The 26,122-nt window shown below is 43.5% G+C and carries 21 protein-coding genes and 3 tRNA genes; 13 read left to right on the forward strand and 11 right to left on the reverse strand.

Going from position 1 to position 26,122, the window contains the following annotated elements; translation table 11 throughout:
- Nucleotides 1–127 precede the first annotated feature (127 nt).
- The 4 genes from ACS8FA_RS16470 to potA all read right to left on the reverse strand — a co-directional run bounded on the left by ACS8FA_RS16470 (nucleotide 128) and on the right by potA (nucleotide 4,059).
- Nucleotides 128–1,018: a LysR family transcriptional regulator gene (locus ACS8FA_RS16470; protein WP_439264157.1), complete on the reverse strand. Its 891-nt coding sequence runs from the start codon at nucleotides 1,016–1,018 to the stop codon at nucleotides 128–130.
- Nucleotides 1,019–1,133: 115 nt separating this feature from the next.
- Nucleotides 1,134–1,940: a spermidine/putrescine ABC transporter permease PotC gene (potC, locus tag ACS8FA_RS16475; RefSeq protein WP_439264159.1), complete on the reverse strand. Its 807-nt coding sequence runs from the start codon at nucleotides 1,938–1,940 to the stop codon at nucleotides 1,134–1,136.
- Nucleotides 1,940–2,818 carry a spermidine/putrescine ABC transporter permease PotB gene (gene potB, locus ACS8FA_RS16480; protein WP_439264161.1) on the reverse strand — a complete coding sequence of 293 codons (879 nt, stop codon included), beginning with the start codon at nucleotides 2,816–2,818 and terminating at the stop codon, nucleotides 1,940–1,942. Before potB ends, potC begins: the two co-directional genes overlap by 1 nt.
- Entirely contained in the window at nucleotides 2,818–4,059 is a 1,242-nt protein-coding gene (gene potA, locus ACS8FA_RS16485) for a spermidine/putrescine ABC transporter ATP-binding protein PotA (RefSeq protein ID WP_201606990.1), read from the reverse strand. Before potA ends, potB begins: the two co-directional genes overlap by 1 nt.
- A 401-nt stretch (nucleotides 4,060–4,460) precedes the next feature.
- Here potA and ACS8FA_RS16490 point away from each other — a divergent pair, with 401 nt between their 5' ends.
- The 3 genes from ACS8FA_RS16490 (at nucleotide 4,461) to ACS8FA_RS16500 (ending at nucleotide 6,862) form a co-directional block, all read left to right on the forward strand.
- A complete protein-coding gene (locus tag ACS8FA_RS16490; RefSeq protein ID WP_057758161.1) occupies nucleotides 4,461–5,099 on the forward strand; it encodes a carbonic anhydrase in 639 nt (212 codons plus the stop codon).
- 152 nt (nucleotides 5,100–5,251) lie between these two features.
- Complete coding sequence (gene gloA / locus ACS8FA_RS16495; protein ID WP_439264164.1) at nucleotides 5,252–5,815, forward strand: lactoylglutathione lyase; 564 nt, start codon at nucleotides 5,252–5,254, stop codon at nucleotides 5,813–5,815.
- A gap of 72 nt (nucleotides 5,816–5,887) precedes the next feature.
- A complete protein-coding gene (locus ACS8FA_RS16500) occupies nucleotides 5,888–6,862 on the forward strand; it encodes a mechanosensitive ion channel family protein (RefSeq protein ID WP_261869283.1) in 975 nt (324 codons plus the stop codon).
- A gap of 131 nt (nucleotides 6,863–6,993) precedes the next feature.
- Here ACS8FA_RS16500 and ACS8FA_RS16505 read toward each other — a convergent pair whose 3' ends face one another.
- The 3 genes from ACS8FA_RS16505 to ribA all read right to left on the reverse strand — a co-directional run bounded on the left by ACS8FA_RS16505 (nucleotide 6,994) and on the right by ribA (nucleotide 9,602).
- Nucleotides 6,994–7,470, reverse strand: a complete 477-nt coding sequence (locus ACS8FA_RS16505; RefSeq protein WP_057758167.1) for a c-type cytochrome — start codon at nucleotides 7,468–7,470, stop codon at nucleotides 6,994–6,996.
- A gap of 385 nt (nucleotides 7,471–7,855) precedes the next feature.
- Nucleotides 7,856–8,866, reverse strand: a complete 1,011-nt coding sequence (hemF, locus tag ACS8FA_RS16510; protein WP_439264166.1) for an oxygen-dependent coproporphyrinogen oxidase — start codon at nucleotides 8,864–8,866, stop codon at nucleotides 7,856–7,858.
- A 7-nt stretch (nucleotides 8,867–8,873) separates the two neighbouring features.
- The gene (ribA, locus tag ACS8FA_RS16515; RefSeq protein ID WP_439264168.1) at nucleotides 8,874–9,602 is read right to left on the reverse strand and encodes a GTP cyclohydrolase II; all 729 of its coding nucleotides are present in this window, start codon (nucleotides 9,600–9,602) and stop codon (nucleotides 8,874–8,876) included.
- 633 nt (nucleotides 9,603–10,235) lie between these two features.
- Here ribA and dxs point away from each other — a divergent pair.
- Both dxs and ACS8FA_RS16525 read left to right on the forward strand, forming a co-directional pair.
- Entirely contained in the window at nucleotides 10,236–12,299 is a 2,064-nt protein-coding gene (gene dxs, locus ACS8FA_RS16520; protein ID WP_439264169.1) for a 1-deoxy-D-xylulose-5-phosphate synthase, read from the forward strand.
- A 343-nt stretch (nucleotides 12,300–12,642) separates the two neighbouring features.
- Nucleotides 12,643–13,470, forward strand: coding sequence for an inositol monophosphatase family protein (locus tag ACS8FA_RS16525; protein ID WP_057758174.1), 828 nt, complete (start codon nucleotides 12,643–12,645; stop codon nucleotides 13,468–13,470).
- Between the two features lie 92 nt (nucleotides 13,471–13,562).
- Here ACS8FA_RS16525 and ACS8FA_RS16530 read toward each other — a convergent pair whose 3' ends face one another.
- Both ACS8FA_RS16530 and ACS8FA_RS16535 read right to left on the reverse strand, forming a co-directional pair.
- Nucleotides 13,563–15,002, reverse strand: coding sequence for a WS/DGAT/MGAT family O-acyltransferase (locus tag ACS8FA_RS16530; RefSeq protein ID WP_439264170.1), 1,440 nt, complete (start codon nucleotides 15,000–15,002; stop codon nucleotides 13,563–13,565).
- A 174-nt stretch (nucleotides 15,003–15,176) separates the two neighbouring features.
- Nucleotides 15,177–15,998 carry a thiazole synthase gene (locus ACS8FA_RS16535; RefSeq protein WP_101205496.1) on the reverse strand — a complete coding sequence of 274 codons (822 nt, stop codon included), beginning with the start codon at nucleotides 15,996–15,998 and terminating at the stop codon, nucleotides 15,177–15,179.
- Between the two features lie 327 nt (nucleotides 15,999–16,325).
- Here ACS8FA_RS16535 and gspE point away from each other — a divergent pair, with 327 nt between their 5' ends.
- The gene (gene gspE, locus ACS8FA_RS16540; RefSeq protein WP_439264173.1) at nucleotides 16,326–17,879 is read left to right on the forward strand and encodes a type II secretion system ATPase GspE; all 1,554 of its coding nucleotides are present in this window, start codon (nucleotides 16,326–16,328) and stop codon (nucleotides 17,877–17,879) included.
- Nucleotides 17,880–17,999: 120 nt separating this feature from the next.
- Here the strand turns inward: gspE and ACS8FA_RS16545 are convergent, their stop codons facing one another.
- Nucleotides 18,000–18,473: a RidA family protein gene (locus ACS8FA_RS16545; protein ID WP_201548492.1), complete on the reverse strand. Its 474-nt coding sequence runs from the start codon at nucleotides 18,471–18,473 to the stop codon at nucleotides 18,000–18,002.
- A gap of 39 nt (nucleotides 18,474–18,512) precedes the next feature.
- Nucleotides 18,513–19,238, reverse strand: a complete 726-nt coding sequence (locus ACS8FA_RS16550; RefSeq protein ID WP_439264175.1) for a DUF4442 domain-containing protein — start codon at nucleotides 19,236–19,238, stop codon at nucleotides 18,513–18,515.
- A gap of 377 nt (nucleotides 19,239–19,615) precedes the next feature.
- On the opposite strand from ACS8FA_RS16550, the gene ACS8FA_RS16555 reads away from it, so the two are divergent.
- From ACS8FA_RS16555 to ACS8FA_RS16585, 7 genes are all read left to right on the forward strand, one after another.
- Nucleotides 19,616–21,133 carry an McrB family protein gene (locus tag ACS8FA_RS16555; protein ID WP_439264177.1) on the forward strand — a complete coding sequence of 506 codons (1,518 nt, stop codon included), beginning with the start codon at nucleotides 19,616–19,618 and terminating at the stop codon, nucleotides 21,131–21,133.
- Nucleotides 21,134–21,148: 15 nt separating this feature from the next.
- On the forward strand, nucleotides 21,149–22,681 hold the full coding sequence (locus ACS8FA_RS16560; protein ID WP_439264179.1) for an McrC family protein: 1,533 nt from the start codon (nucleotides 21,149–21,151) through the stop codon (nucleotides 22,679–22,681).
- Between the two features lie 233 nt (nucleotides 22,682–22,914).
- Nucleotides 22,915–22,991, forward strand: a tRNA-Pro gene (locus tag ACS8FA_RS16565).
- Between the two features lie 105 nt (nucleotides 22,992–23,096).
- Nucleotides 23,097–23,173: transfer RNA gene (locus ACS8FA_RS16570), tRNA-Arg, on the forward strand.
- A 41-nt stretch (nucleotides 23,174–23,214) separates the two neighbouring features.
- Nucleotides 23,215–23,290, forward strand: a tRNA-His gene (locus ACS8FA_RS16575).
- A 442-nt stretch (nucleotides 23,291–23,732) separates the two neighbouring features.
- Nucleotides 23,733–24,668, forward strand: a complete 936-nt coding sequence (locus ACS8FA_RS16580) for an AraC family transcriptional regulator (protein ID WP_102094695.1) — start codon at nucleotides 23,733–23,735, stop codon at nucleotides 24,666–24,668.
- A gap of 319 nt (nucleotides 24,669–24,987) precedes the next feature.
- The gene (locus ACS8FA_RS16585; protein WP_439264181.1) at nucleotides 24,988–26,049 is read left to right on the forward strand and encodes a hypothetical protein; all 1,062 of its coding nucleotides are present in this window, start codon (nucleotides 24,988–24,990) and stop codon (nucleotides 26,047–26,049) included.
- Nucleotides 26,050–26,122 lie beyond the last annotated feature (73 nt).

Genomic DNA, 26,122 nt, shown 5'->3' on the forward strand with positions numbered 1-26,122 from the left:
TCAGATGGACATTAATTCAACCTAAAATCCCACATGCATTGAAGTTAATTGGCTACTTCCAAATTTTCAAGCACTCACTAGGGAACCATGCTTTGTTCGTACAACGAGTGTTATGACAAATAAAGCTCTAAACCGGCTTCACTATCCCTTCCAATAAGCTCGCAAATCCCTGCATATACGCCGTATCTCGACTTGAGGTACGCGTCGCTGCGTACAGCTGACAATGAACCCCTTCTCCTAGTGGTCGTGATACGACCCAGCCTTTTTTCTCGTATTCAGCAACCACCCAATCAGGCAATGCTGCTACGCCGCGTTCACTGGCGACCAACTGAATTAGCATCGCAGTCAGCTCTGTCGTACGAACACTCTCAAAGCTTACTTGTGCTGGCGTCATAAAATTGGCAATGATGTCGAGACGTTTGGCCTCTACGGGATAGGCAATCAAAGTCTCATCAGTCAAATCCATGGGCTCAATAAACTCTTGCGCTGCCAAATCATGCGTTGGTGAAAGAACCAAGCGACTTTCATACTCGAATAGGGGCTGATAGCTGATACCGTCTATCGGTAAATCACTGGTAGTAATCAATAAATCAATATCACCTTCCATCAACAAATGATGCGGCTCAGGCTCAAAGCCAGTCGCAAAATCCAGTTCCACATCCGACCACTCACGGCGATAGTGGTTAAGTATCGGCATAAGCCAATCAAAGCAGCTATGGCACTCTGATGCTAGGCGTAATCTACCTGCTTGGCCGTGAGCCAAGCGTTTAAGGTTGGATTTTGTGCGAGTAACTTGTGGTAGGATATTGTCTGCCAATGCCAATACTGCTTTACCTGCTGGCGTAAAACTAAGCGGGCGCGTCCGACGATTGACTAAGCTAATGTCGTAATAGTTCTCAAGCTCTTTTAATTGATGCGAAACGGCCGAGGCAGTAACGTGTAGCTCATCTGCCGCTGCTGCAAGTGAACCATGCGCTCGTAGCGCGGTTAACGTATTAAGATGACGTAGCTCAAGCATAATATAACCTAACCGCTAAGGTGAGAAAAATTCATTATAGTCAATATAGCGCTGACTTTCACTCATAGTCCATTATTAATAAGCAGTTCATAAGCAATTAGTCAGCAATCAATATCTAGCGCTTGCGTAATAATAACTGTGAGATAACCACTAATACTAGCGAGGCAACTAGCAATAACGTACCAATGGCGTTGACTTCTGGCTTGAGTCCTACGCGCACCATTGAGTAAATCCGTAATGGCAAAATCTCATAGCTAGGCCCTGTGACAAAGGTCGAGACCACCACATCATCTAGCGATAAGGTGAAGGCCAGTAACCAGCCTGCCATAACCGCAGGCAAGATAACTGGAATCAGTACCGTACGCACCATGGTTGATTCGTTAGCCCCCAAGTCACGTGCCGCTTCCATTAAACGCTCATCCAAGCTACTTAATCGTGCAAAGACGGTAATAACGACGAAGGGTAAGCAAAAAGTAATGTGCGCCAATAGCAGTGAGACAAAGCCCAATTGCAAACCAATCAATAGAAACAGTGCTAGTAATGAAATAGCCAATACAATCTCAGGCGACATCATCAGGACAAATAGCAATCCATTTAATAAGCCTTTACCACGAAAATTATAACGGTGTAACGCCAGCGCTGTAAGCGTGCCTATCAAAGTCGAGACGGTGGCTGCCACCAATCCTAAGACAATAGAGTGCCAAAAGGCCTCGAGCATTGCTTGATTATTGAATAGTGATTCGTACCACTTTAAGCTAAAACCGCCCCAGTTATAACCGATTTTTGACTTATTAAAGGACATTACCACTAAGACAATGATGGGCAGGTACAACAAGGCATAAATCAGTCCGAGATAGCCTTTAGCAGCGATACTACCAATCTTGAGCAGACGAGTTTTGTTGTTCGGTGAGCTATAAGACATTAGGCCACCTCGTTAAAGTCAGTCTTGCCAATGCGGCGGCTACTGGCACGGTAAGCAAGTAATAATACTGCCATCGCTAGTGTCAACAATACGCTAGCTGCCGCGCCAAAGGGCCAGTCACGCGCATCCAGAAATTGGTTTTTAATAATATTACCGACCAATAAATTACGAGAGCCACCCAAGATATCTGCTACATAAAACATGCCCATTGCAGGCAATAGCACGAGCAGTACACCAGAAATAATACCAGGTGTCGTTAGTGGCAGAACCACATGCCAAAAGGTCTGTGTTTTAGTTGCACCCAAATCCTGAGAAGCCAATAGCATGTCATTACGCAAGTCAGTAAATACTGCATATAGCGGCAGTACCATAAACGGGAATAACAAGTAAGTTAGTCCTGCGATCACCGCACCTTGGGTATATAAAATATCGATTGGCGTATCGATTACACCGATGGCTAATAGCAATTTATTAATCAAACCATTATTGGCAAATAGCAATTTGAGCGCATACGTCCGTACCAAAGAGTTGGTCCAAAATGGCAGTATCAGTAGTAGCATCAGCAACGGCTGCCAGCGTACTTTTGCTTTGGAGATCAGCCATGCAAAAGGATAGCCAAGCAGCAGACAGATAACCGTTGTGATACCTGCCATCCATAATGAGTGGACAAATACCTCAAAATACAACGGGTCAATCATCCGCACATAGCTGTCGATGCTAACAGGTAAGCTAATAAACGCACTGCTATCACGGGTCAAAAAACTGACAGCGATGACTAGGATATTTGATAATAGTGCAAATATCAGTAGCCAACCCCAAATTAGCCAAAGTGTGGCGGTACGAAATGGACTTTTACTGCCTAAGTGGTTGCGCGCCATCAGCTACCATCCTTTTGTACAGTCGTGTCTGGCACAGTTTCAGAGTCTTCTGGCAAGACCCATTCCCAGCCATCTACCCATGAGACTTTGACGCCTTCATTTAGTTTGTAATCAAAGCTCGGGTCGTCCTCATCAAAAAACTCAGAGGCCTTAATGATATGACCATTTGCCAGTTCGATAATTGAGTCTAAAGTGCTGCCTTTATAGTTACTCTCAATGACACGGCCTAACAGTCCGCTATGCTCATTGTCTTTTGGATCGTATATTCGTAAATCTTCGGGGCGAAGTAGTAAATTGACGATATCGCCCACTTGCACATCATTGGCAAAATTGGGACGACGTAAGTTGCGTAATGTGGTTGGCCCTTCTTGCGCTTGCGCTTCACAGACTTCGACCTCGATGCGTCCGTTAGTCACTTTGCCATCGCGATCTGGCTGGTCTGGATGGACACCTTTGACCTCAGCTTTGAACAGATTGGTTTCGCCGATAAATTTTGCAGTAAATAGGTTGGCAGGGGTTTCATAAATCTCGATAGGCGTACCGATTTGTTGGAACGTGCCGTCTTTCATCACGGCAATACGGTCTGACATCGAGAGCGCTTCTTCTTGGTCATGAGTCACGAAGACAAAGGTGATGCCTAGCTCACGCTGCAGACGCTTAAGCTCGGACTGCATTTGCAGGCGCAGTTTATGATCGAGTGCGGATAACGGTTCATCAAGCAATAGCAGTTTAGGGCGGTTAATCACCGCGCGTGCAATGGCAACTCGCTGCTGCTGACCACCAGACAAATCTTGCGGCTTGCGGTTGGCCAAATGCTCTAGCTGTACCATCGCTAGCATCTCGCTAACACGTCTTTGGATTTCATCTTTTGGTACTTTTTTTAGCTTTAGGCCATAAGCCACGTTTTGGGCGACGCTCATATGAGGGAACAATGCATATTGCTGAAATACGGTATTGACCGGACGTTTATCAGCGGATAAGCCTGCCATCTGTACACCATCCAAATATATCGCTCCAGCATTAGGCTGCTCAAAGCCTGCAATCAAGCGTAGTAATGTCGTCTTACCACAGCCTGATGGGCCAAGCAGCGTCAAAAACTCACCATGTTTGATATCAAGGTTGATGTCTTTTAGGACTTCGGTTTGATCATAGGTTTTTTTTAGACCAGTCAGTTGCAGCAGCACCTGATCATCATGAGGTGACGCAGAGGTGTTATGCGTATTTTGAGATAAATCGGTCATAATATCTGTTCCTGAGCGTCCAATAGCTATATGCAGCTGGCTGTCATTATAAGGATTGGCATGAGCGTAAGCATGTTCGGATTACTGTCTGAATGCTGCCTGAATGCTGCGTATTATAACAAACCCTTGGTATAAGTCAGTGCAAGTTCATTATAAGTTACGCGAGTAATACTGTCGTAGCAGCGATATATACAGCTATATTTTTAAATGTGACTACATTCACCTAGCGATATTTAGACAAATTTTTTTACCGTTTTTGGGTTTTTATTCCTATACAATCACGTTATGGCTGACAAACATTATTAGCCTGATAGTTTGACGATAATTAGTCAGTCTGTGCTGGAATACATGTATGCAAAACAGCTTATAACTCTAATATTATTGATGATAAAGGATCTCTCATGCCTACCGATATACGTCCAACCACAGGTCAAGAAGCACTTGAGCTTTTAAAAGCAGGTAATGCACGCTACGTTGATAGCCTCACCAGTACCGATGAGTATATGCAGCGCCGTCCAGAGTTGGTCAAGGATCAAAATCCATTGGCCATTATTTTGGGTTGCTCGGATGCACGAGTACCCGTTGAGATTGTCTTTGATCAGGGTTTGGGAGATTTGTTCGTTATACGAGTCGCAGGTAATGTGGTTGCACCATCGCAGATTGGTTCAATCGAGTTTGCAGCCGAAGCCTTTGGTACGCAACTGGTGGTGGTACTTGGACACTCGAAATGCGGTGCTGTCACGGCTTGCGTTGAGACGTTGATTAACCCTGAGCAGAACTATTCACCTAACTTGCAATCTATCGTTGATCGTATTCGCCCAAGCGTTTATAACTTACACGAATTGGCAACTGCCAATGGTCAAGACGTCGATGCAGACGAGCTGGTCGACCGCTCTATCCGCGCCAACGTGCGCATGTCAGTCAGTCAGCTAAAGCATGGCTCACGTGCATTAGAGGACTTAACCAATAGTGGTCAGCTATTGGTAGTCGGCGCTGAATATGATCTAGAGACCGGAAAGGTACGATTCTTAGACAGCTAATATATCTAAATATGAACATATTTTGTTCATATCCTTACAAAACCCTATCAATTATTTTGCCAATTTTTATTATGATGAGAGACAGCAGTGAATCATGACAGTCGTGATTCGCTTATTTATAACACTCTTTTTTGAATTATATTAGGATAATTATGTCTACTTCATCTAACAACAATAACGACGCAATAGACCAGCCTGCTAGCAGCGTTAATACGGATGGTGTTCAGCCAATTTCATCACAGACGACCGGTTTTACTTTTAACCACACCATGCTACGTGTCAAAGATCCTGTTAAATCACTAGAGTTTTACACTGGTGTCTTGGGTATGACTTTGCTTGCCGTTAAGAAGTTCCCTGACATGGGATTCGATTTATATTTCTTGGCTAAATTGACCGAAAGCGAGCGCGAAAACTTGCCAACTGGCGATGATCTAGAAATTTTTGCTTTCCGCCAGCGTGGCATCTTGGAGTTGACGCACAACTACGGCACCGAGACAAAAGCTGACTTTAGCTATCATGATGGCAATCAAGATCCACAAGGTTTTGGTCATATTTGTTTTAGCGTTCCAAGCTTGGATGAAGCGGTTGCTTGGTTTGATAAAAATGACGTCGAATTCAAAAAACGTCCAGAAGATGGCAGTATGAAAAACATTGCCTTTATCAAAGATGTGGACGGTTACTGGATCGAAATTGTTCAGGCCGATTTGATGGGCTAATTGTCAGAACGACAGCACCTATTAAGATAAGTGCGTTAATAGAAATAAATAGAATAAAGGAGTATCACCCAGATGCCTACCTCTGAGGCAGACACGACACTGAGTGCTGAGACAGCTGCGCAGTCTACGACGACAGATGGGTTGACCTATCAAAGCATTCTTGGTTCGGCAAATGAGATATGGGTTGGCTTTGTTGAGCGCATCCCATATTTTGTCGCATCAATTATCGTTATCCTGATTTTTTGGTTTTTATCGATTGTCTTCAAGAAAATCGTTCACAAATTATTAGGTAGCCGTAGTCGGCATCAGAACTTAGTCAAAGTGTTTCAGCGGGTAGGCGGGGCACTCATTTTCTTTATTGGTTTTATGATAGCGATGGTTATTGCAGTGCCAGGGTTCACCCCTGCTAAGCTGATTGGCGCGCTCGGTATCGGTTCTGTGGCTATCGGTTTTGCTTTTAAGGATATCTTTCAAAACTTGCTTTCTGGTATCTTGCTCCTGATTTCAGAGCCGTTTCGTATCGGTGATCAGATCGTTTCAGGTGACTATGAAGGAACGGTAGAAGATATCAAAATCCGTGCAACCACCATCAGAACTTATGATGGCAGGCAAGTAGTGATTCCAAACTCAGATCTTTATACTTCGGCGTTGACCGTCAATACCGCTTATAAGCAGCGCCGTCTGCAAGTCGCAGTTGGTATCGGTTATGAAGATGATATCGAAGCGGCCAAAGCTGAGATTATCAAGGCGTTAAATAAGATAGAGAGCGTCTCGAAGAAAGCAACGCCAAGCGTGATTGCTACTGGTTTTGGTGGTTCGTCCATTGATCTCATGGTACGTTGGTTCATCGAAGATGGTACGCAAGCCAATAAGGTTGCCTCGATTCATCAAGTAATTGTAGGTATCAAAAACTCGTTGGATGCAGCGGGCGTAAACATTCCCTTCCCAATACGTACGATTGATTTGAGTGATCCTTCAGTAAGTGCAATCGTTAATAAAATAAACGAGCAGCAAGATGTTATGGATGTGAATAAAACAGTAACATAAAGCGTGCTCGGTGAAATATTTAATTAGTGTTAAAAATGTGATATCTAATAATACTTAGAAAACTAAAAAACCGCCACATCAATTGATATGGCGGTTTTTTTTACGTGTCGACTTGCTATAAATATAAAGGCTTATTCGTCTTTTGCTCTAAAGTCGGTATGGCATGATTTACAGCTTGCACCAACTTGTCCAAAGGCAGGCTTAACATCGTCCATGCTAGTGGCATTTTGGGCGGCGGCGTTTAGCTCAGCAGTAACTTTTTGAAAGTTTTCAGCTTCAGCACTGAAGCCATCAGCATTAGACCAAACCGCTTCGGTAGCATTACCTACCGCTTCTGGGTCTTCAAAATGACTCCAAGGCTTGGCGGCATCTTCTGCCAAAAACGCCGCTTGCTCTTTAAATACATCGGCATCAAATGTGTCAGGTGCTTTTGCCATATCACCCATGACGCCCATTGCATCGCCCCAGTTTTTCATGGTGTCTTGACGCGCTTGCACGTCAGGGTTAGATCCTGTTGAAGTGCTACAGGCCGTTAGACCCAGTGCAGCCGCCATCAAAGTAACGCTAAACAGAGATTTGAAAGATTTGTTGGTATGAACCTGTGCCATATGACTTACTCCTTTAAACTTGGCTAATAGTAAGCGCGATTACAAACGCTCGCTTTGACTTAAAATATAGTTATACAAAATACTGCCTAAAATTCTTTTGAGCACAGTTGCTAATAAAGAACGTCTTCTATTGTAACGGTTATCTGGGCGATGGGAATTATATAGTTGTTATATCCTCGTAATATTTTAAATAAGCATACCTTAACTTGGTTGTTACTGCTTATAATTGGTTATGATGATTGTATTGGTAAATACACGACATGTTTTTACAATAATAACGTGAGAGTTGCTCGTTTGAATGGTACTGACAATAAAAAAGGCCGGCGATAGTAGCTGACCTTTTTAATATTTTCCAAAAATATAAATACCGTGATATTTACGAAACTTATAGTGCCAACCAATCACGCGGCTTTAGATAATAATCGGTCAACTCAAATTCTGGCGTTCCTTCAGCAGGCTCAAAACGATAATGCCAGCTGGCAAGCGGCGGCATACTGACTAGAATGGATTCAATACGTCCGTTGCTCTGTAGCCCAAATAGCGTTCCACGATCGTAGACCAGATTGTACTCGACGTAGCGACCACGGCGATAGAGCTGAAACTCGCGCTGCGCTTCAGTATAAGGCGTATTTTTACGCTGTTCAAAAATCGGCATGATACCGTCAAGATAACCGTTGCCCACGGCTTTCATAAAGTTAAAACAGGTCTCGAAGTCCCAGCCGCGACTCTCAGTACTGACGTCATCATAAAACAGACCACCAATACCGCGCTGCTCATCACGATGGCGCAGATGAAAATACTCATCACACCACTGTTTAAAATCAGCGTAGATATTGTCCCCAAAAGGCGCACACAAGTCATGACAAACTTGATGCCAGTGTACACAATCAGCGAGTACTGGATAGAATGGCGTTAAGTCAAAACCACCGCCAAACCACCAGATAGGAGCTTCGCCTTCGGCTTCTGCTACGAATAAACGCACATTGGCATGGCTCGTAGGCACGTTTGGATTTCTGGGATGGACAACCAGTGACACGCCCATTGCTTGAGCTTTACGTCCAGCGATATTAGGGTGACGCGCGGTAGCAGAGGCGGGAAGGTTATGTACATGAATATGGCTAAACATGACGCCCGCTTTTTCGATGACTTCACCATCTGCCAATACGCATGACCGACCGCCGCCGCCTTCAGGACGTTCCCATTCATCAGGTACAAAGGTCGCATGCTCGTTGTTATTAGTGCTGCCGTCACGCTCTTGTGCTTCTAGCGATTCACAGATACGTGCCTGTAAATCAACCAAAAATTCACGCACTCGCATGATGTCGTTATTGGTTGGCGTCGTCACTGATGCTACCGTTGATAAGTCTGTTTCGTTATTTGTATTTGTAATACTCATAAGATATCTATTTATTCAGGTGTATGGCGGTATTAAGGTCTGTATCGAGAGAAGCGTCTATATCAAGATTGATATTTTTATCAAACAAGTGGCCCATGCGGTCACGTTTGGTTGCTAGATATTCCGCATTCATATCATTGACACCGACCAACAATGGCACTCGTTCGACAACATCAATACCATGCTCAGTCAGATAAGCGACTTTGTTTGGATTGTTGGTAATGAGCCTGACAGCGTCGACACCGACATGGGCCAGCATCGGACCACACATATCATAGATACGCGCATCAGCAGGCAAGCCTAACATGAGATTAGCATCCAGCGTATCATGCCCTTGATCTTGAAGGGCGTACGCACGAATCTTATTGGTCAAACCAATACCGCGGCCTTCTTGGCGTAAATACAAAATCGCACCGCAACCTGACTCTTGGATGGCTTGCATGGCAGTATTGAGCTGCGGACCGCAGTCACATTTCAATGAGCTAAACGCGTCGCCTGTAAGACATTCAGAATGAATGCGAATGAGCGGTACTTGCTTCGCTATCGATTCATCTTTTTGGTTCAATATCGTGTCGTTTGAGGATTGGCTAGCCATGACATCTGTCTGTTGATCGACCACAGCTAGACCAACGGTCAGCATGACATGCTCTTGACCTTCGCTATTTTCAAAGATATGAATATCAAACTCGCCGTGACGAGTGGGTAATTTGGCACTAGTGATAAATTGATATGACATTGCTGTCCTACATAAGCCTAAAGTCGTGGCGGTGAAAAGTATGTTATTGCTGTTCGAGATGAGCGCTGTTAGAGCCGGTTACTGTTCGAGATAACTACTGTTTTCGAAATAACTATTAGTTGAGATGAGCATGTCATCTAAACTTTACTGCTAAGATTAAGATGATACCAGTATAACCTGTTCATAAAGACAGTGTGCTCATTGTATTTTTTATAAAAACACACAAAGTTCACAGACGACGCACGATGATTAAAGCGACAATTAAAAAAAAATGCTATTATGCCATACTATTTTGACGGATACAGTGACAAGTCTTTACCCTTACATTACTATGTCGTCACTAACATCCGGTATTGATGCAAAATAATAGGGCATAATGTCACCCCTCAGTTGTCAATAGTATAAAAGCATCAATAGTTTGATATCAAAACGTTGGTATTGACGCGCAGCCTATTGTGCTAGCGTGTCTACTGTCGTAAGTAGCGCAGCTATACAAATACGAAAGTTGCATGAATAATTATATGGTCGATTACATCAATAATGATGTAGGTATTATTGACGTCTTTTGATTATAGTCACCGCTATATTTTAAAGACACGTCTTGTCAGCAGATTGGTAGGTATCGTACGGTTTATGCAGCAGTCACCTCATTCTCCAAAGTCTCAGTCCCTATCTACATCAGTGCTGGATTCTGCTGCTCAGTTATCGAGCTTACAGCAGACCTATACTGTGATTCCACGTGTGCGTCCTCATACGCCATTGCTTGATGCAATTGATACACCCACTGACCTCAGAATGCTTTCGGCTGCCAAGCTTATTACGCTGGCTGATGAATTGCGCCTTTTTCTATTGTATTCAGCTGGTCAGAGCGGTGGGCATTTTGGTGCCAATTTGGGCGTGGTTGAGCTGACCATAGTATTGCATTATTTGTTAGATACGCCGCAAGACCAAATCGTCTGGGACGTGGGTCATCAAGCCTATGCTCATAAAGTACTGACAGGTCGTCGTGAGCAGCTAGGTACTATCAGATCTAAAGATGGTCTGACAGCATTTCCTGAGCGCGCAGAGTCTGTCTACGATACATTTGGCGTAGGGCATTCATCGACCTCTATCTCAGCTGGTCTGGGCATGAGCCTCGCACTGCGTTATCAAGGCCGCGAGCAAACGGTTGCTTGCATCATCGGCGATGGTGCAATGACAGGCGGTATGGCATTTGAAGCGATGAATGACGCAGTACAACAAGATGCTGATTTGCTGGTCATCTTAAACGATAATGATATGTCGATATCTTGCTCTATTGGTGGATTTTCACGACATTTAGCGATGCTTTGGGAGTCAGGTTATCAAGTGGATATCTCTGAGTCAGGTGGGCCAGTACTCTGCCACCGTCCTGATATGCAGGCGTTCGATCGCCGCAAACGTCACAAAGAGATGCGTGATGTTCCGCAGCTAGAAGATAACTTATTCAAAGCCATTGGTTTTACCTATTTTGGTCCATTTGATGGGCATAATATCCCTGAGCTACTGCGCGTATTGTCACTGGCGAAGCAAGTAAAAGGCCCAGTATTGGTACATATCTATACTACTAAGGGTAAAGGCTTTGCCCCAGCAGAATTAGATCCAGTGGGCTATCACGCAATCAGTAAGTTGCCAGTCGAAAATCATAAAGCGTCTAAAGCTGACTCCATAGAGCAGCTAAAAAAACAACCAAGTACAAAGCCAGCGTTAAAATATTCGCAAGTATTCGGCCAGTTCTTATGTGATAAAGCGGCCGAAGACGATAAGCTACTAGCTGTCACCCCTGCCATGGAAGAAGGCTCAGGGATGACGGACTTTGCCCGTCACTTTCCAGAGCGTTTCTTTGATGTGGCCATTGCTGAGCAACATGCTGTCACGCTAGCGGCTGGGATGGCGACTCAAGGTGTCAAACCTATTGTTGCGATTTACTCGACGTTCTTGCAGCGTGGATATGATCAGCTGATTCATGATGTGGCTTTACAGAATCTCGATGTGATGTTTGCCATTGATCGAGCGGGCCTAGTCGGTGAAGACGGTGCCACGCATGCTGGCGTGTTTGATTTTGGATTTTTACGTTGTGTGCCTAATATGGTGATTGCAGCGCCAAAAGATGAGAACGAATGCTACCATTTGCTCAATACTTGCTATGAATATTCAGGCTGCACGGCGGTACGTTATCCACGTGGTACAGGCACAGGTGCTGATATTGAGCAGCCAGCTCAAACTTATAAAGTTGGTGAAGCGGTTGTCGAGTCAGTATTAGGTAAAGCTAATGCGCCTTACAAATTGGCACTATTGGCCTTTGGTACGATGGTAGCAACTGCTCAGCAAGCAGCAGAAAGCTTAACAAATAACGATGCAGCGTTAGATTGCCAGATACAGGTGGTTAATATGCGCTGGGTAAAACCGCTCGATACGGTAATGCTTGAGACGCTATTAGCACAAGAGGTCACTCATATAGCCACCCTAGAAGAGCATATGATTATGGGCGGCGCAGGTAGTGCAGTGAATGAGTATTTACTCAATGAGTCGGCAACCTTTAAGCAAAGTCGTCCAGCTATTGCTAATATCGGTATTCCTGATCGTTTTATCGCTCATGGCTCCCAAGCAGAGCAATTGGCCGACTGTGGTTTAGATGTCAAAGGCGTAATTAAACAGCTTAAAATACTTTTATCGTAAGCATTACAATATTATTTTAAAAAATTAATGCACTAAAAATGTGTTAATTAAAACCGATATAAGCTCCTTAAACAGAGCAAACGCCTACTAGCCGTAGGTGCTAACTTTTTTACAACTTGCGCAGTTTAGATGATCGCCAAGGTACTGGCTTGGTCAGCGTGACGTTTTTTTCGTTTTTATTGAATAATTTTAGTATAATGCGGGTGTCTTTTATAAGTTTTCGTTTACAAAAGACACGTTTTTAATCGCATAAATGTGGTGTGATGCGGCGGCTGTTTGGCATGTTGTGGGCACAGAGTTAGTCTTATTTTTTATATTCATTCATCAAGCAAATAGGTTATTTATGGAACCCATGGTCGTCATCGCAGCGCGTACTGCTGAAAAAGTTGGTAAAGAGATTTTATATGCGCATCAAAACCGCCACAAAATCGAGTTAGATATCGAGTCTAAAGGACTTGATGGTTTGGTTACCCGCATTGATCGCTTTAGCGAAGAGCTCACGATTGAGACGCTAAAAGCCAGCTATCCTAATCATTCATTTTTGGGTGAAGAGTTCGGTATGCAAGAAGGCCGCGGCGAAGATGCGGACTGGTGCTGGATTATCGATCCACTAGACGGCACTAAGAACTTTGTTCACGGTGTACCGCAGTTCTGCGTATCTATCGCAGTCCAGCATAAAGGTGTCACCCAACATGGTGTGGTCTATGATCCAGTACGTGATGAGATGTTCTCAGCGAGCCGCGGTAAAGGCGCGCGCTTGAACAATCGCCGTATGCAAGTGAGCGAGCGCAAAACCATTGATGGCGGTTTCTTTACGACCGGTCATCCGCTTGAGCGTAAGCGCAATGGCGAAGTTATCTCTTATGCTAAACAGCACTTTGAGAGCTTACAGAAGATATCTGAGGCAGGTGGTCAGGTACGTCGTATGGGTTCAGCTGCGCTTGACTTGTGCTACGTTGCTGCTGGTCGTTTTGACGGTTATTTTGAGATGTCTATTAAGCCTTGGGACATCGCAGCGGGCGAGCTTATCGTAACTGAAGCACGCGGTGTGGTGGTTGATCATACTGGCGCGCACAACTCTATGACATCAGGATCTATCTTCGCTTGTAATGTGAAATTGCTTAAGCCATTGATGCAGACGGTTGTACCAATCTGGGGTGACGCAATCTAAACGTTAACCTTAATGGTATTAACGTTTAGCGCTGGCAAGATTTAAATTCAAGTAATATCTAGATTGAGTATGAATGAAAAAAGCTGGTTCCATTATGGAGCCAGCTTTTTTGTTTTATCATTACCCTGATTGCCAGCTTTATCTTCGACGGTAATACCTTTGAATGCTAACTCTTTACTGGTAGTTTCTAGCAGCTGCAACTCTTCTTCTATCAGCATCAGCATATCTTGTACGCGAGGTAATGCCTTGCTACAAGCGGTAATACCAAACTCAATCTTATCTAAATAACTGGCTAAAGTGATATTCATCGCTTGACCATTAAAGACGATAGAAGCGGGGTACAGTGATTGCAGACGTGCACCATTCCAGTACAGTGGTTTTTCAGAACCAGGTACGTTAGAGATAATCAGGTTAAATGCCTGCTTTCTAGGAAACAGTCCTGTCGCCAAATTGATGCCTTGCCACGCGTATGAGACGATACTGTAGTTAATGACCTGCGCTTGGTTCATGCGGCGAAAGCGACGTTTGCCGTTATTCATACTACGGTGAATGAGTTCTATCCTGCGCAGTGGATTATCCAAATGCGTACCCAAGTTCGCCAGTACAAATGACAACTGATTGCCCGAGATACTGTTATCTGTACGCAGTGACATCGGTACAAACGCAATTAATGGTTTGCTTGGTAACGCATCCATTGAGATTAGGTAACGACGAATAGCACCTGCACAGACCGCCAGTACCACATCGTTTCTGCTAATTTTGAGCCTTTCAGCAATATCGTTAAATCGTTTTATATCATAAGACTGTGCGGCTATACGTCGTGAGGCTGATATACGTTTATTCAAGATACTCATTGGGGCGTCAAAAGTACCGACGTACCCTTCATCACCGTAGTTTTTCACATTATCTAGCAGTTCTGTAAATACAGGTTTGATGGTAGATATCTGCTCTTTTATGATGCCCCTGATAGATCGTTCGGCAGGTAATATAGCGTTTACTTGGTTGCGATGGCGTGCCATCAGCGACCAGACAGGAAGGGTAACTGGTTCGATTGGCGATTGTGATAAGGACTTTTGAACCAAACGCATCGCCGCGATACCATCAACCAAAGAGTGATGAATCTTAAAATACCATGCAAAACGTTCAGGTCCACCCTCGACTTCTGGTTGTATACCTTCAATAACATGACATTCCCACAAAGGCATGGCGCGATCTAATAAACGCCCATGTTCTCTTGAGACGTACATCAATAGTTCACGTACGCGTCCAGGACTTGGTAGCGCGACATGGTGCAAATGATGCTCGACATCAAAGTCTTTGTCTTTTTTCCAAAAGGCTAAATGCTCAAGTACCTGATTAAAAGGAAAGCTGGGCGGCACATCAGACTCTTGCATTTGTTTTACCAATTGATAGACAAAATCGCTATCCGCATTGTCTGGTAATTCAAATACAAACAGTCCACCAACGTGCATGGGCTGTTTACGCGACTCAAGAAGTAGAAACAACTGGTCGACTGCTGTGAGAAGTCGCATAATAAATCCTTTTATGACGATAAGTGTTATGTGAAAATTATAATAAGTAGATATTCAATCAAATAACATTTTTTATTATTTTATAGAGCGTGTTAAGCAATCAACCATAGCACTGACAGCACTATACGTAAATACTCAACACGCTCTATTATGACATGTCATCTATACTTCAATTTATTGAAAGAAATACCCAGTCTGTGGTGAGCTGGCAGTAGCCATCTTACGCATTGGCATACGACCTGCCAAAAACGCAGCGCGACCTGCCCACATAGCATGTTTCATTGCGTGTGCCATCATTACTGGGTTTTGTGCATTGGCAATGGCTGAGTTCATCAGTACGCCATCACAGCCAAGCTCCATCGCAAGTGCAGCATCAGATGCAGTACCGACGCCAGCGTCAACCAATACAGGTACTTTAGCGTTTTCGATTATCAAGCTAAGCGTATGACGATTGAGTAGACCAAGTCCTGAACCAATCAAGCTGCCAAGCGGCATAATAGCGACACAGCCCATGCTCTCTAATTCTTGTGCGACGATAGGGTCATCTGACGTATAAACCATCACTTCAAAACCATCATCGATCAGTACTTTGGCGGCTTTTAAGGTTTCCATAACGTTTGGGTATAAGGTTTTTTCATCCCCCAATACCTCAAGCTTAACCAAATTATGCCCACCCAATAACTCGCGAGCAAGCTTACAAGTGCGAATGGCTGTTTCGGCGTCAAAGCAGCCAGCAGTATTCGGTAATATCGTATATTTATCAGGTGAAATCACATCTAATAAGTTAGGCTCATCACTATTTTGTCCAATATTGACACGGCGAATGGCGACGGTCACGATTTCGGCTGCTGAAGCGGCAATGGCTTCTCCAGTCTCTGTCATGTCTTTATATTTACCGGTACCGACTAACAGACGCGAAGAAAAGGTACGGCTACCGACAGTAAAGGTATCTTGTAAAAGTGGTGTTGGGTGAGTAGTGCTAACGTTCTCTGACATAACGGAAAATCCTAATATCGAGCGGGAGAAGGGACAGACAAAATATGATGGGTAATCTAAGTAATCTAAAAGGTGTAATAGACAATGGCAAGCGGTCTGCAAAAAAATCGCATGATATGCTAACTCTGATAGTAATAATATGTGCTGGGCGATAGACATAAAGCGCCAGTCACATAAAATAATACCCGTCTAAAACAAAATGCTATTATAACAAACTCATGCAACCTTACTGGCAGTCTTTTTTGATTCGAACTGTTAAGGACAAGGCATCCATCATGTCTTGGCGTGCGTACTTCTTACCTTCTCCTCACTTATTGGGCCGTCTTTATGATGCAGTTGCCATACAGCTTTGCGAAACGCCATCAGATTTTGGCCATACTTACGATAGATCCTGAATTACCGCCGACATTGGTACTCACCAAAGCGACTCCGTTATCAGCGATCAACGAAGCGGTACGGTTTTTACAGCAGCAAGGCATTCGCGATGTACCGACTTACGAAAGTGTCAGCGCGGATGATTTTGAAAAACGTATGAACGCAGCTTATGCTGGCAATACAGGAGAGTCTCAGCATATTGCTGCTGGACTTGAAGACCATCCTGATCTCGATAGCTTGGCAGATAGCGTCCCTGAAACTGAAGACTTGATGGATCAGCAAGATGATGCGCCCATTATTCGTCTGATCAATGCGCTGTTGTCAGAAGCCATTCGCCTAAATGCCTCAGACATTCATATCGAAACTTTTGAAAAACGCTTGGTGGTTCGCTTTCGTGTCGATGGTGAGCTAAAAGAAATTATCACACCAAAACGCCAATTGGCTCCATTATTGGTCTCGCGTATTAAAGTAATGGCTAAGTTGGATATCGCCGAAAAGCGAGTGCCGCAAGATGGTCGTATTAGTTTAAGACTGGCAGGGCGAGAAGTCGATGTGCGTGTATCGACCTTACCATCAAGCTTTGGTGAGCGGGTGGTGATGCGTCTATTAGACAAGCAAGCTGGCCGTTTGAATATGACGTATTTGGGGCTGTCTGATAATGACTATACTGAGCTAAAACGCTTAATCCATCGTCCACATGGCATTATTTTGGTGACAGGGCCGACTGGTTCGGGTAAAACTACGACGTTATATTCTGCATTGACCGATTTAAATGATCAAACTCGCAATATCTTGACTGCTGAAGATCCGATTGAGTTTCAGCTTGATGGTATCGGGCAGACGCAGGTCAACAATAAAGTAGACATGACATTTGCTAAAAGTTTGCGCGCGATGCTCCGTCAAGATCCCGATGTGGTGATGGTTGGTGAAATTCGTGATTTAGAGACAGCAGAGATTGCCGTACAGGCCTCTTTGACAGGGCATTTGGTATTATCGACGCTACATACCAACACGGCTATCGGCGCGGTCACTCGCTTACAGGATATGGGTGTTGAACCGTTTCTGTTGTCGTCATCGCTTATTGGTGTAGTAGCGCAGCGTTTGGTACGTACTTTATGTTCACACTGTCAAAGCTGGCAGGCTGCCGATACCGAGCAAGCCAAGCTATTTACCGAAATTGGCATTGGGTCAACGCTGAAAAGTGATGCCAAAGATATAGCAAGTGAGTCGATTCGTTTGCCCAAGCCAGTGGGCTGCGATAAATGTAATCAGTCAGGGTTTAAAGGCCGTACCGCCATCTATGAAGTCGTGCCAATCGACGATACATTGCGCCGTATGATTCATAGCAATACGGCTGAGTATGAGCTGGAAGAGTATGCGCGCCAGCAAACACCGTCGATACGTGCAGATGGTTTGCGTAAGGTCATAGAAGGGCGCACAACATTGGAAGAAGTGCTGCGAGTGACGAAGGAGAGTGCGTTAACGGATGACACGATACTGGTATAAATTTGCGAACTGGATCTTGCAGACTGGATATTGGCCTAGCAGATAAAAAAATAACTGGCGTGAATAGCCAGTTGTTTTAAGATTTTTCTAGTTTTGGAGCTTTAGAGTTTTTAGTCGCTATTATTTTGCAGCCATACATTCAATCTCAACGCTTGCTCCAGCAGCCAGTTCTGATACGCCAAAAGCTGAGCGTACAGGATAAGGCTTTATCATCTCAGCCTTGTAGACCTTATTAAAGTCATCAAAGTCATCCATATCAGTCAGCATGACCATACATTTAACGATATCAGACTTTCGGTAGCCATATTTTAATAGCGTGCTATGGATATTATCTAGCACTTGCTTGGTTTCAGCTTTGATACCGCCTTTGACCAGTTTGCCATCTTTAAAGCCAATTTGCCCCGACATATACAATGTATTGCCCACGCGTACAGCCTCTGAAAAAGGATAAGTACCGCCATCGCCCAAGAAAGTAGGGCTAGATTTAGCAATGCTGACAGCCGTCGTTGTGTTGGCATTAGCGCTATGAACAAAACCCAATGAGCACATAGTGGCTAGCGCTAGCGTAGATAGGCAAGTACTAGGTTTGAACATACTGTTTCCTCATTGGGTTTGTTATCAATTTTTCACTAACTACTTATCAGTACTATTATTTTGAGTAGATGAGGCATCGCTTTCTTCGATTGCTGCCTCGGTTTTAGAGTCATCTTCTGCGACTTTTTCAGACGCTTTACCTTGGCGGCGTGCCTCTAGCTCCGCTTTTGGTATCCATGCCCACGTCATCTCAACCACAATTGGATCGCGGTCACTATCAGATTCACGATCTTTGATGACACAAGGAATAATCATCTCACCTTTTGGTGTGTTTAGGATATCCAAACGCTGTTCATCAGACAAGCTTGCAATAGCAGCAATTTGACCTTTTTTGATCGGGCGATGGAAATTTACCGAGTAAGATTTAATCAGTAGGATACGATCAGATGGCAAGTTTAAACCCAAAATAAAACCCGTTGCTGTCTCTGCCAGTAACGTGATGGCGACTGCATGGATAGAGCCGATATGGTTTTGGACGGCTTTATTGTTGTTTAAACTAACGACAACTTGGTTTGGTTCTACCGTCTCATAATAAATGCCAGTCGTGCCGACATATGGGACGACCTTGCCAAAAGCTTTGGATAAAATGCTTGAGCGTGCTCCAGCAGGCAGATATTTGGTGACTGATAACAGTTTGGTAAATTGATTGCTAATTGGTTTTAGCGTACTACTGGGTTTCTCAACTGAAGGTTTTGTGCTGTCAGATACTTTGGCTGGCAGTTTATTGGTCAACTTGGCGGGTAGTTTTTTTAATAATCCTGACATACAAAATTCCTTAACGTAAATGAGTTGAATGACATTCTTAGCATGGCTTTTTATGATAGCGACACAAATATAGATAATGAAAGTCGCTACAAATACTATGGTACATCAACCATTGCCTTCCTACTATTATTAGCATGAACTGCTGCGCTTACAAAACAATAGTAGCGTGGCTATGTTGCTAGGTTATGTCATCAGTTTAGATCGCCACTTAAAGTAGCCTAGTCATCTTATCTATCAGCGTCATTTGGACAAAGGAAGCTAAGTGAAAGTGCTACAAGTAGTAGACTAGGCGAGACTGACACCCTATCTAATTTATAGAGGGTTGACTATAGTTACCATGCCAATAGATAGCCACGTTATAATGACAAAATGTTAGCATGTCTATTTCAAACCTGTTTTCAATGCTGCTGGATAATGTTATGCCTGATATGTCTACTCATGAACCGACCAATATTGTTTATACGGGCGTTGCTGGTACAGGTAAAACCTATAGATTGCTGCAAATCGCGAAGCAATACACCGACTATCTACCCAAGACTGAAAATGAGGACTTATTAGAACAACTGCTGCAAGGTCTAAGCTGGCGCGAAGTATTGTGTCTGGTGTTTTTAGATTTACGTGCTGAACAACAGGATTTGTTAAAGGTACGAGAAATTATTGATCATCCTTTTTTTATGACCAAAGCTGCTCAGAACTCACGTGATAAAAATTTGGATAGTACAGCTTGGTTAGAGCTACGCAGACATAGTCCTACGAACTCTCAAACAGTCAGCTTTGATAACCGCGCTAGCCAAGCTTATTTTGATAAAGACAATAGTGGAGCATGGTATTTATTACCTGAGTGTATGGTGCTACTAGAAGATTTATCGCAGCAATTAGCAGAGTTTCAGCAGGCACAGCGCGACAACCAACCCCATCAAAATCAAAACATTGCTCAGCAACGCTTTAGTATGGTGAGCTTCCATCAAGCCTACGGTTATGAAGAATTTGTAGAAGGTATACGGCCTGTCATGAGTAACGCTGCACAAGCAAATAACAGCCCTTCTAATCAAAATCAAATGAGTTACGCGGTGCAAGATGGAGCATTCCTGAGGCTATGTCAACGCGCAGCTCGTGACCCTCAGCAGCGTTATGCAATGCTGATTGATGAGATTAACCGTGCTAACGTGTCACGAGTATTTGGCGAGCTTCTCAGTTTGATAGAGCCTGATAAACGAGCGGGCAAGCCGAATGCGATGACAGTGAGTTTGGCGTATTCTGGGCGTGCTTTTAGTGTTCCTGCCAATGTCGATATTTATGCCACTATGAATACCCAGGACCATTCTTTAGCGCCACTTGATATGGCATTACGCCGACGTTTTCGCTTTATGGATTGTCCGCCGCAGCCTAATTTACTATCAACAATTCGAGCCAGCAATGACACCGACACTGGACTGTCTGAAGACTTAGAAGCAGGTGCGATAGATTTGAGTAAATTACTAACAGGCTTGAATAGACGTATCGTGCAGACACTGGGAGTAGAAGCGCAGTTGGGTCATGCGTTTTTGTTCGCAGTCACTCAGTTAGAGCAATTACAAACGGCGCTCGTCGAACAAATTATCCCTCAATTGGCTCAAGCAGCTGGTGGTCAAATTATGGTACTGCAGTATATCTTTAGAGATGAGCAGCAACCGACGAGTAAGCAGTTCGTACAGGACAGTCAAGCATTGGTAAATGACGACTTGTATCATCAGATGAACAGTCAAAACAATGCTTCCGCTGAACACCAAATGTTTGCAGGGCAGGGTTCTTTTCTTGGTCAGTCTATGAGTATGAATAGCTATACTATCAATGCCGATTTGATCGCTAGGGATGGTGAGTTTAATCATGCTGCTATCTATCAGCGTTTGTACTAGCAGGGTAACTGTTCAGTGATAACAAATAATCCATATTACGCCAAAGAGCACATTATTAAGGCAAACAGTCGCCAGACTCGTGTCCCTAACAGTAGTGTCGCTACCATGAACGTTATCACCGTGTTTGAGCATCAACGTTTGACCGTGCATGATTTTTTGCAAGCATCTGATTTCGATTGGCTAATAGCGCAAGAGTTTGCAGCATTTACTATCAAGCGTAAGCGAGGGCAATGGCAGCTTAAGGTTGGGCACTATATTGGGGTTATTCTCCTACCTAGTGGCATAACGCTTGAGATATTGCCAAAGCTCAATCCGTCTATTCAGACCAATGATATCGTCCAGACTCGTCATTGGGTACAGGGTATGCTATCGGATTTGATACATCTTGATGCGCATAACAATCACAAGTTACCCAATACGAAAAACTTTGGTCAGTTTAGTTCCCAGTCCACTCCTTTACCGTTGAAAGTATTGCCTATATCAGACTGGCTGATCGAGCAGTTTTTGCAGCGTTTAATGGATTATCAACCAACCAAGCATTATCAGGCTCAGATTGAAAATCAAGCATCCCTGCAAGGTCGATTGCTCATCAAAGAACAACTGCGTCATAATAGTATGCAACCGCATAAGTTTATCTGTGAAAGTAGCGTATTCAGTCATGATATGTTGGCCAATCGGCTGATTAAGAGTGCATTGGTTTACTTGATGACTTTATTGCCCCAGTTTATTTCTTCAAAACTGTTGCAGCCGTGGCAGCAAGTGTCTACGCTCAACAACCGCGAAATGCAGCAGATAGCATTAATATATGCTCAAGCGAAGCGTCAACTAGACGTTCAACCACTCCAAAAGCAAAAACTGCATGCCGCGCAGCAGTTAGTAGACTTGGCATACTGGTTATTGAAACAGACGACGGCTGCGACAGGTAACGGTATTGATCCAAATAGACAAAACTGCTCTCAGCTAAGATTGTGTTTGTTGATTGATATGAATCAAGCTTTTGAGCAATGGGCAAGTCAGCGTATCGCGTCGATGTTTCAGCAAGTGAGTAGCAATTATCGTCCTTTTTACCAAACCCAAAGTGTCTGGCTCAATGATAGCGAGGGTCAAGCATGCGTATCGATACGACCAGATTTGCTGATATACAAAACGGCTGATAATGATAATAACCAAAATCAGAGTGACACCGCGGTTAGTAAAGAGACAGTAAACGGTTGCTATAGCCACGTCATCGATATCAAATGGAAATATCTGCCTCATGCTGGTGCTATTACTGCCAGCGATGCCTATCAGTTGACCAGTTATGCACAGGCCTATCAAGCAGGGCAAGGTTGGATGGTATATCCTGTATTAGGAGACAAGAGACGACCAGTGGCGCTTAAGCAGCAGATTTATCGTGACAATGGCGATAATAAAAGTAACATTAGCATTGACATTAGCGATGGTACTAAAAGTAACCACTCAAACCATGCGGATTTATGGCTAATACCGTTTGATGTGCTGACAGGTATGGTCAACGGTGATTTACCTGCGAATTTGAATGAGAAATAATGATTCTATCAATCATAAGAATCATAATTAACGAAGGTTTTTAAAGAGACTATTTTTATAAGAATGCCTTTTTTGAAAGAATTTAGAGATTATTTGAAATTAATCGAAAATAGGTGTTGACACAATCGCCTTTACCCCTTAATATGTGCACCTCGATAGCGAGGAACATTAACAAGTTAGCGGCATTGCCAACAACGAGTTGATTAACAAACTATCGTGATAATAGAGAATTTCGGAGTGTGGCGCAGTTTGGTAGCGCATCTGGTTTGGGACCAGAGGGTCGTAGGTTCGAATCCTATCACTCCGACCATCTATTTTAAGAGCCTTACAGGCTTTTTTTTATGTATAACGGTTTAGTTTCTGATATAGTAAAATATATCGCAAGGTAAGCTTAGTATATAAAAGTCCTCTAAGAGCGCCTGTAGCTCAGCTGGATAGAGCATCTCCCTTCTAAGGAGGTGGCCGCAGGTTCGAATCCTGCCAGGCGCACCATTTAGCCTGCAAATCTTGCCTATTCTTTGGCAATAGTTATGGCGGTTGTAGCTCAGTTGGTAGAGCCCCGGGTTGTGATCTCGGTTGTCGTGGGTTCGAGTCCCATCAGTCGCCCCATATTTTATTCTGTATGTATCTACATACAAATCATATCTTAATCTAAAAATATATCAGTAATAGCACTCGCCCTTGATGGCGATTTTTTTATGCCTATTCGATTTTATCTCTATATTATCTTTATAATATTAAATAGATTGAGTTTGATAGCACCTTCAATACTAGATAATCCCCCAAATTCTTATCAACATTTCCTGTAGGTTTTCCTTAAGGCCTAGCGTGACCGTGTCTACTCTATTATTGTTTAGTAATTCTAATAAGTAAATAGACATGACGTTTTAAATGATGCATTATGCTTAAATGTTATCATATTCATTGTATTTAATAAAAATTATTTATTGGAGCAAGTATTGGCATAGAGCAAACCGACAGAACTTGTTATTAAGAGTATTATTTTTTTAAGATGAATCGTTATTAATCTGCATTATTGAGGAATTGATTGATGGACGCACTAAGTGTATTGCTACAAAACGTGCATTTATTTGAGACTAAGTATTATCGTCTAAATGGCACTGGCAATTGGTCTTATTCTATTACTAGAAAAGACACCATTTTATTTTACTTGGTAATGTCTGGCGGTTTTTGCATTGATGTTGGTAATGGTCTACGAGAAGCTCGCGCTGGCGATATGATCATGATTCCGAATGCACACAAGCATGTGAGTTATGCACTCAACCATCATGGCGATGTTGCTGAGTCGCTTGATGAGCTATTGAGTAATTGTACCGAGCGTACACTTGATATTGATGGCGATGGAGACCCCAATTCATCTTTGATACTGATCGAATGTAAGTACGACAAAGAGATGATTAATCCTCTGTTGTCAGTACTGCCACCGATATTGCCTGAACTCAATGATGCTGCTGACGGTCGGTTTGAAGTGATTGATGTAGAGATAAAGCTGCTAACACTAGAAGCTGAGCGTGAGCGTATGGGCAAAACGGCCGTAATCAATCATTGGGCAAGCATCATGATGATTGAATGTTTGCGCGTATATATTGAAAGCTTGCCTGAAGCCACAGAAAACTGGCTCAAAGCCATGAAGGATCCGTTTTTGACCAAGGCGCTAGCCGCAATGCATGGGGCACCGAGTGAAAGCTGGACTATTCATCAACTTGCCGAAGTAGCAGGGATGTCGCGTTCCAGCTTTGCACAGCGTTTTAAAGATACCGTTGGTATGCCGCCACTGACTTATCTGATCGATTACCGCTTACGATTGGCGGCTCGCTATTTACGCTTACAGCAAAACAGTATTAGCCGTATCAGCGAGATGGTGGGCTACGCCTCAGATTCGACTTTTAGTCAGGCATTTAAGCGTGTGTATGGTGTCTCGCCAAAAGCATACCGTCAGCAGTATCGACAGAATAATCTTGCATAGCTTTAGTTGCTGTTTATTTAAGTTATTTAAGTAGAGTTTCGATAAGAAGCGCTAAGGTCATTTATATGTCCTTGGCGCTTTTTTAGTTTGTGAATAAATATTGTTTATAAACGTTGAGTCGCTTATATCTATAATACCTTTGGTAACTTGCTATGGCTATTTTAGTTAAGGGCAGCTGACATTGAGTCTGTGTTCAGGTACTATGGGTTGATGAGTCGTCAAGACAAAAGCGTTGATGTTATAGCGCGTTATATGTCCTTATAGGATAGGCATATAAAAGGATCGAGACGATGTTTATTTTCGCTGCTGATGGTATGTTATGACTGAACCGACCGCAAAGCTAAATGCAGAAAGTAATGGCCAACAAGAGGCTGCTGCAACTGCTAAAACAGAAAGTAATGTTGATAAAAACACTGCTATAGAGAACCCGCATGTCAGCAAAGATGCGCCGAAAAATGAGTCGGTAGAGACACCTGATAAGGCGGCATTATTGACGATGTTTACCTTGTCAGATATCGAGGCGGTAGCAACTGAAGCAGTAATATCTGAGTCATCCGATAGTCTTACAGTAGCTGCAAAACCTGTGGCTCAAGAAACTAATGTCGCTACGCAGCGTGTTGCGCTTTATCGTGCTCAGCATGAGCGTACTCGACTGTTATATATGGCATCTGCCAATACGCGTCCTACTTATTTGGTACAAACCCTGAAGCCGCAATTCGCAGAATATCAGCAATATTTACTTGCGCAGCAGCTTGATAAGCGTGGGTTGATGGATACGGATACGCTCGAAAGACTCTGGCAGCAGCTGCATGTGGTCGATGACATTATTGCAGATATCGTACGTCATATGCCTGCGCAGCAGCCCGCCGGTTGGCAACTGACGACTCAAGATGGTCGCAATCCATTGTGCTTTGCTACGGTCGGTAAATTAAAGCACGGCAAGCCAGTTCGTGACCAAGGTAGCCTCAACAGCTATGTACTTGGGCACTTTGGCGTGAGTAGCTTTACCTACGATCGAGGCTATTATATCGGTCATGTGGTTGGTTATTTATTCAGCTGTTATTATTGTGCTCACTTGTCGATTACTTATGGCGTCACAGCCCTTGGCCAGCAAGTCGTGGCTGACTATGATTATGCCAGTCTTGAAACCCCGCATATGGTTAGGTTATTACAAGGCCTTGACGGTTATTGCAAAAAACGTATTTATCAGTTGGCCGTTATTTGTGCGCGCTTGAGCGTTTTTGCGAGTGATAAACGTATTGAAAGAATGCTAATCGCTGAGGTCAATGACTTCGATAAAAAGCTACAGCAGCAGCATTTGGATGTCTTGTTATTACAAGGTTTGATGCCTGATAGTAACGACTCAACGCCACTGCTCTAAGCGTTGAATGTCAAATTAATAAATTTCTATTAAGTCATAAATTATAACTGTCTACCTGTAAGCCTCTTAGGAT

Origin of the sequence: Psychrobacter sp. 1Y1, from assembly GCF_051847395.2 — a bacterium.
In the GTDB taxonomy this organism is placed as follows: domain Bacteria; phylum Pseudomonadota; class Gammaproteobacteria; order Pseudomonadales; family Moraxellaceae; genus Psychrobacter.

Coding starts and splice junctions, on each gene's coding strand:
- ACS8FA_RS16535 (WP_101205496.1), bottom strand. CDS start 15,998: ATGTCAGAGAACGTTAGCACTACTCACCCAACACCACTTTTACAAGAT.
- potB (WP_439264161.1), bottom strand. CDS start 2,818: ATGGCGCGCAACCACTTAGGCAGTAAAAGTCCATTTCGTACCGCCACA.
- gloA (WP_439264164.1), top strand. CDS start 5,252: ATGTCTACTTCATCTAACAACAATAACGACGCAATAGACCAGCCTGCT.
- ribA (WP_439264168.1), bottom strand. CDS start 9,602: ATGTCATATCAATTTATCACTAGTGCCAAATTACCCACTCGTCACGGC.
- ACS8FA_RS16555 (WP_439264177.1), top strand. CDS start 19,616: ATGTCTATTTCAAACCTGTTTTCAATGCTGCTGGATAATGTTATGCCT.
- ACS8FA_RS16500 (WP_261869283.1), top strand. CDS start 5,888: ATGCCTACCTCTGAGGCAGACACGACACTGAGTGCTGAGACAGCTGCG.
- hemF (WP_439264166.1), bottom strand. CDS start 8,866: ATGAGTATTACAAATACAAATAACGAAACAGACTTATCAACGGTAGCA.
- potA (WP_201606990.1), bottom strand. CDS start 4,059: ATGACCGATTTATCTCAAAATACGCATAACACCTCTGCGTCACCTCAT.
- ACS8FA_RS16490 (WP_057758161.1), top strand. CDS start 4,461: ATGCCTACCGATATACGTCCAACCACAGGTCAAGAAGCACTTGAGCTT.
- ACS8FA_RS16580 (WP_102094695.1), top strand. CDS start 23,733: ATGGACGCACTAAGTGTATTGCTACAAAACGTGCATTTATTTGAGACT.
- ACS8FA_RS16505 (WP_057758167.1), bottom strand. CDS start 7,470: ATGGCACAGGTTCATACCAACAAATCTTTCAAATCTCTGTTTAGCGTT.
- ACS8FA_RS16550 (WP_439264175.1), bottom strand. CDS start 19,238: ATGTCAGGATTATTAAAAAAACTACCCGCCAAGTTGACCAATAAACTG.
- ACS8FA_RS16470 (WP_439264157.1), bottom strand. CDS start 1,018: ATGCTTGAGCTACGTCATCTTAATACGTTAACCGCGCTACGAGCGCAT.
- gspE (WP_439264173.1), top strand. CDS start 16,326: ATGATGCAGTTGCCATACAGCTTTGCGAAACGCCATCAGATTTTGGCC.
- ACS8FA_RS16530 (WP_439264170.1), bottom strand. CDS start 15,002: ATGCGACTTCTCACAGCAGTCGACCAGTTGTTTCTACTTCTTGAGTCG.
- ACS8FA_RS16525 (WP_057758174.1), top strand. CDS start 12,643: ATGGAACCCATGGTCGTCATCGCAGCGCGTACTGCTGAAAAAGTTGGT.
- ACS8FA_RS16545 (WP_201548492.1), bottom strand. CDS start 18,473: ATGTTCAAACCTAGTACTTGCCTATCTACGCTAGCGCTAGCCACTATG.
- potC (WP_439264159.1), bottom strand. CDS start 1,940: ATGTCTTATAGCTCACCGAACAACAAAACTCGTCTGCTCAAGATTGGT.
- dxs (WP_439264169.1), top strand. CDS start 10,236: ATGCAGCAGTCACCTCATTCTCCAAAGTCTCAGTCCCTATCTACATCA.
- ACS8FA_RS16585 (WP_439264181.1), top strand. CDS start 24,988: ATGACTGAACCGACCGCAAAGCTAAATGCAGAAAGTAATGGCCAACAA.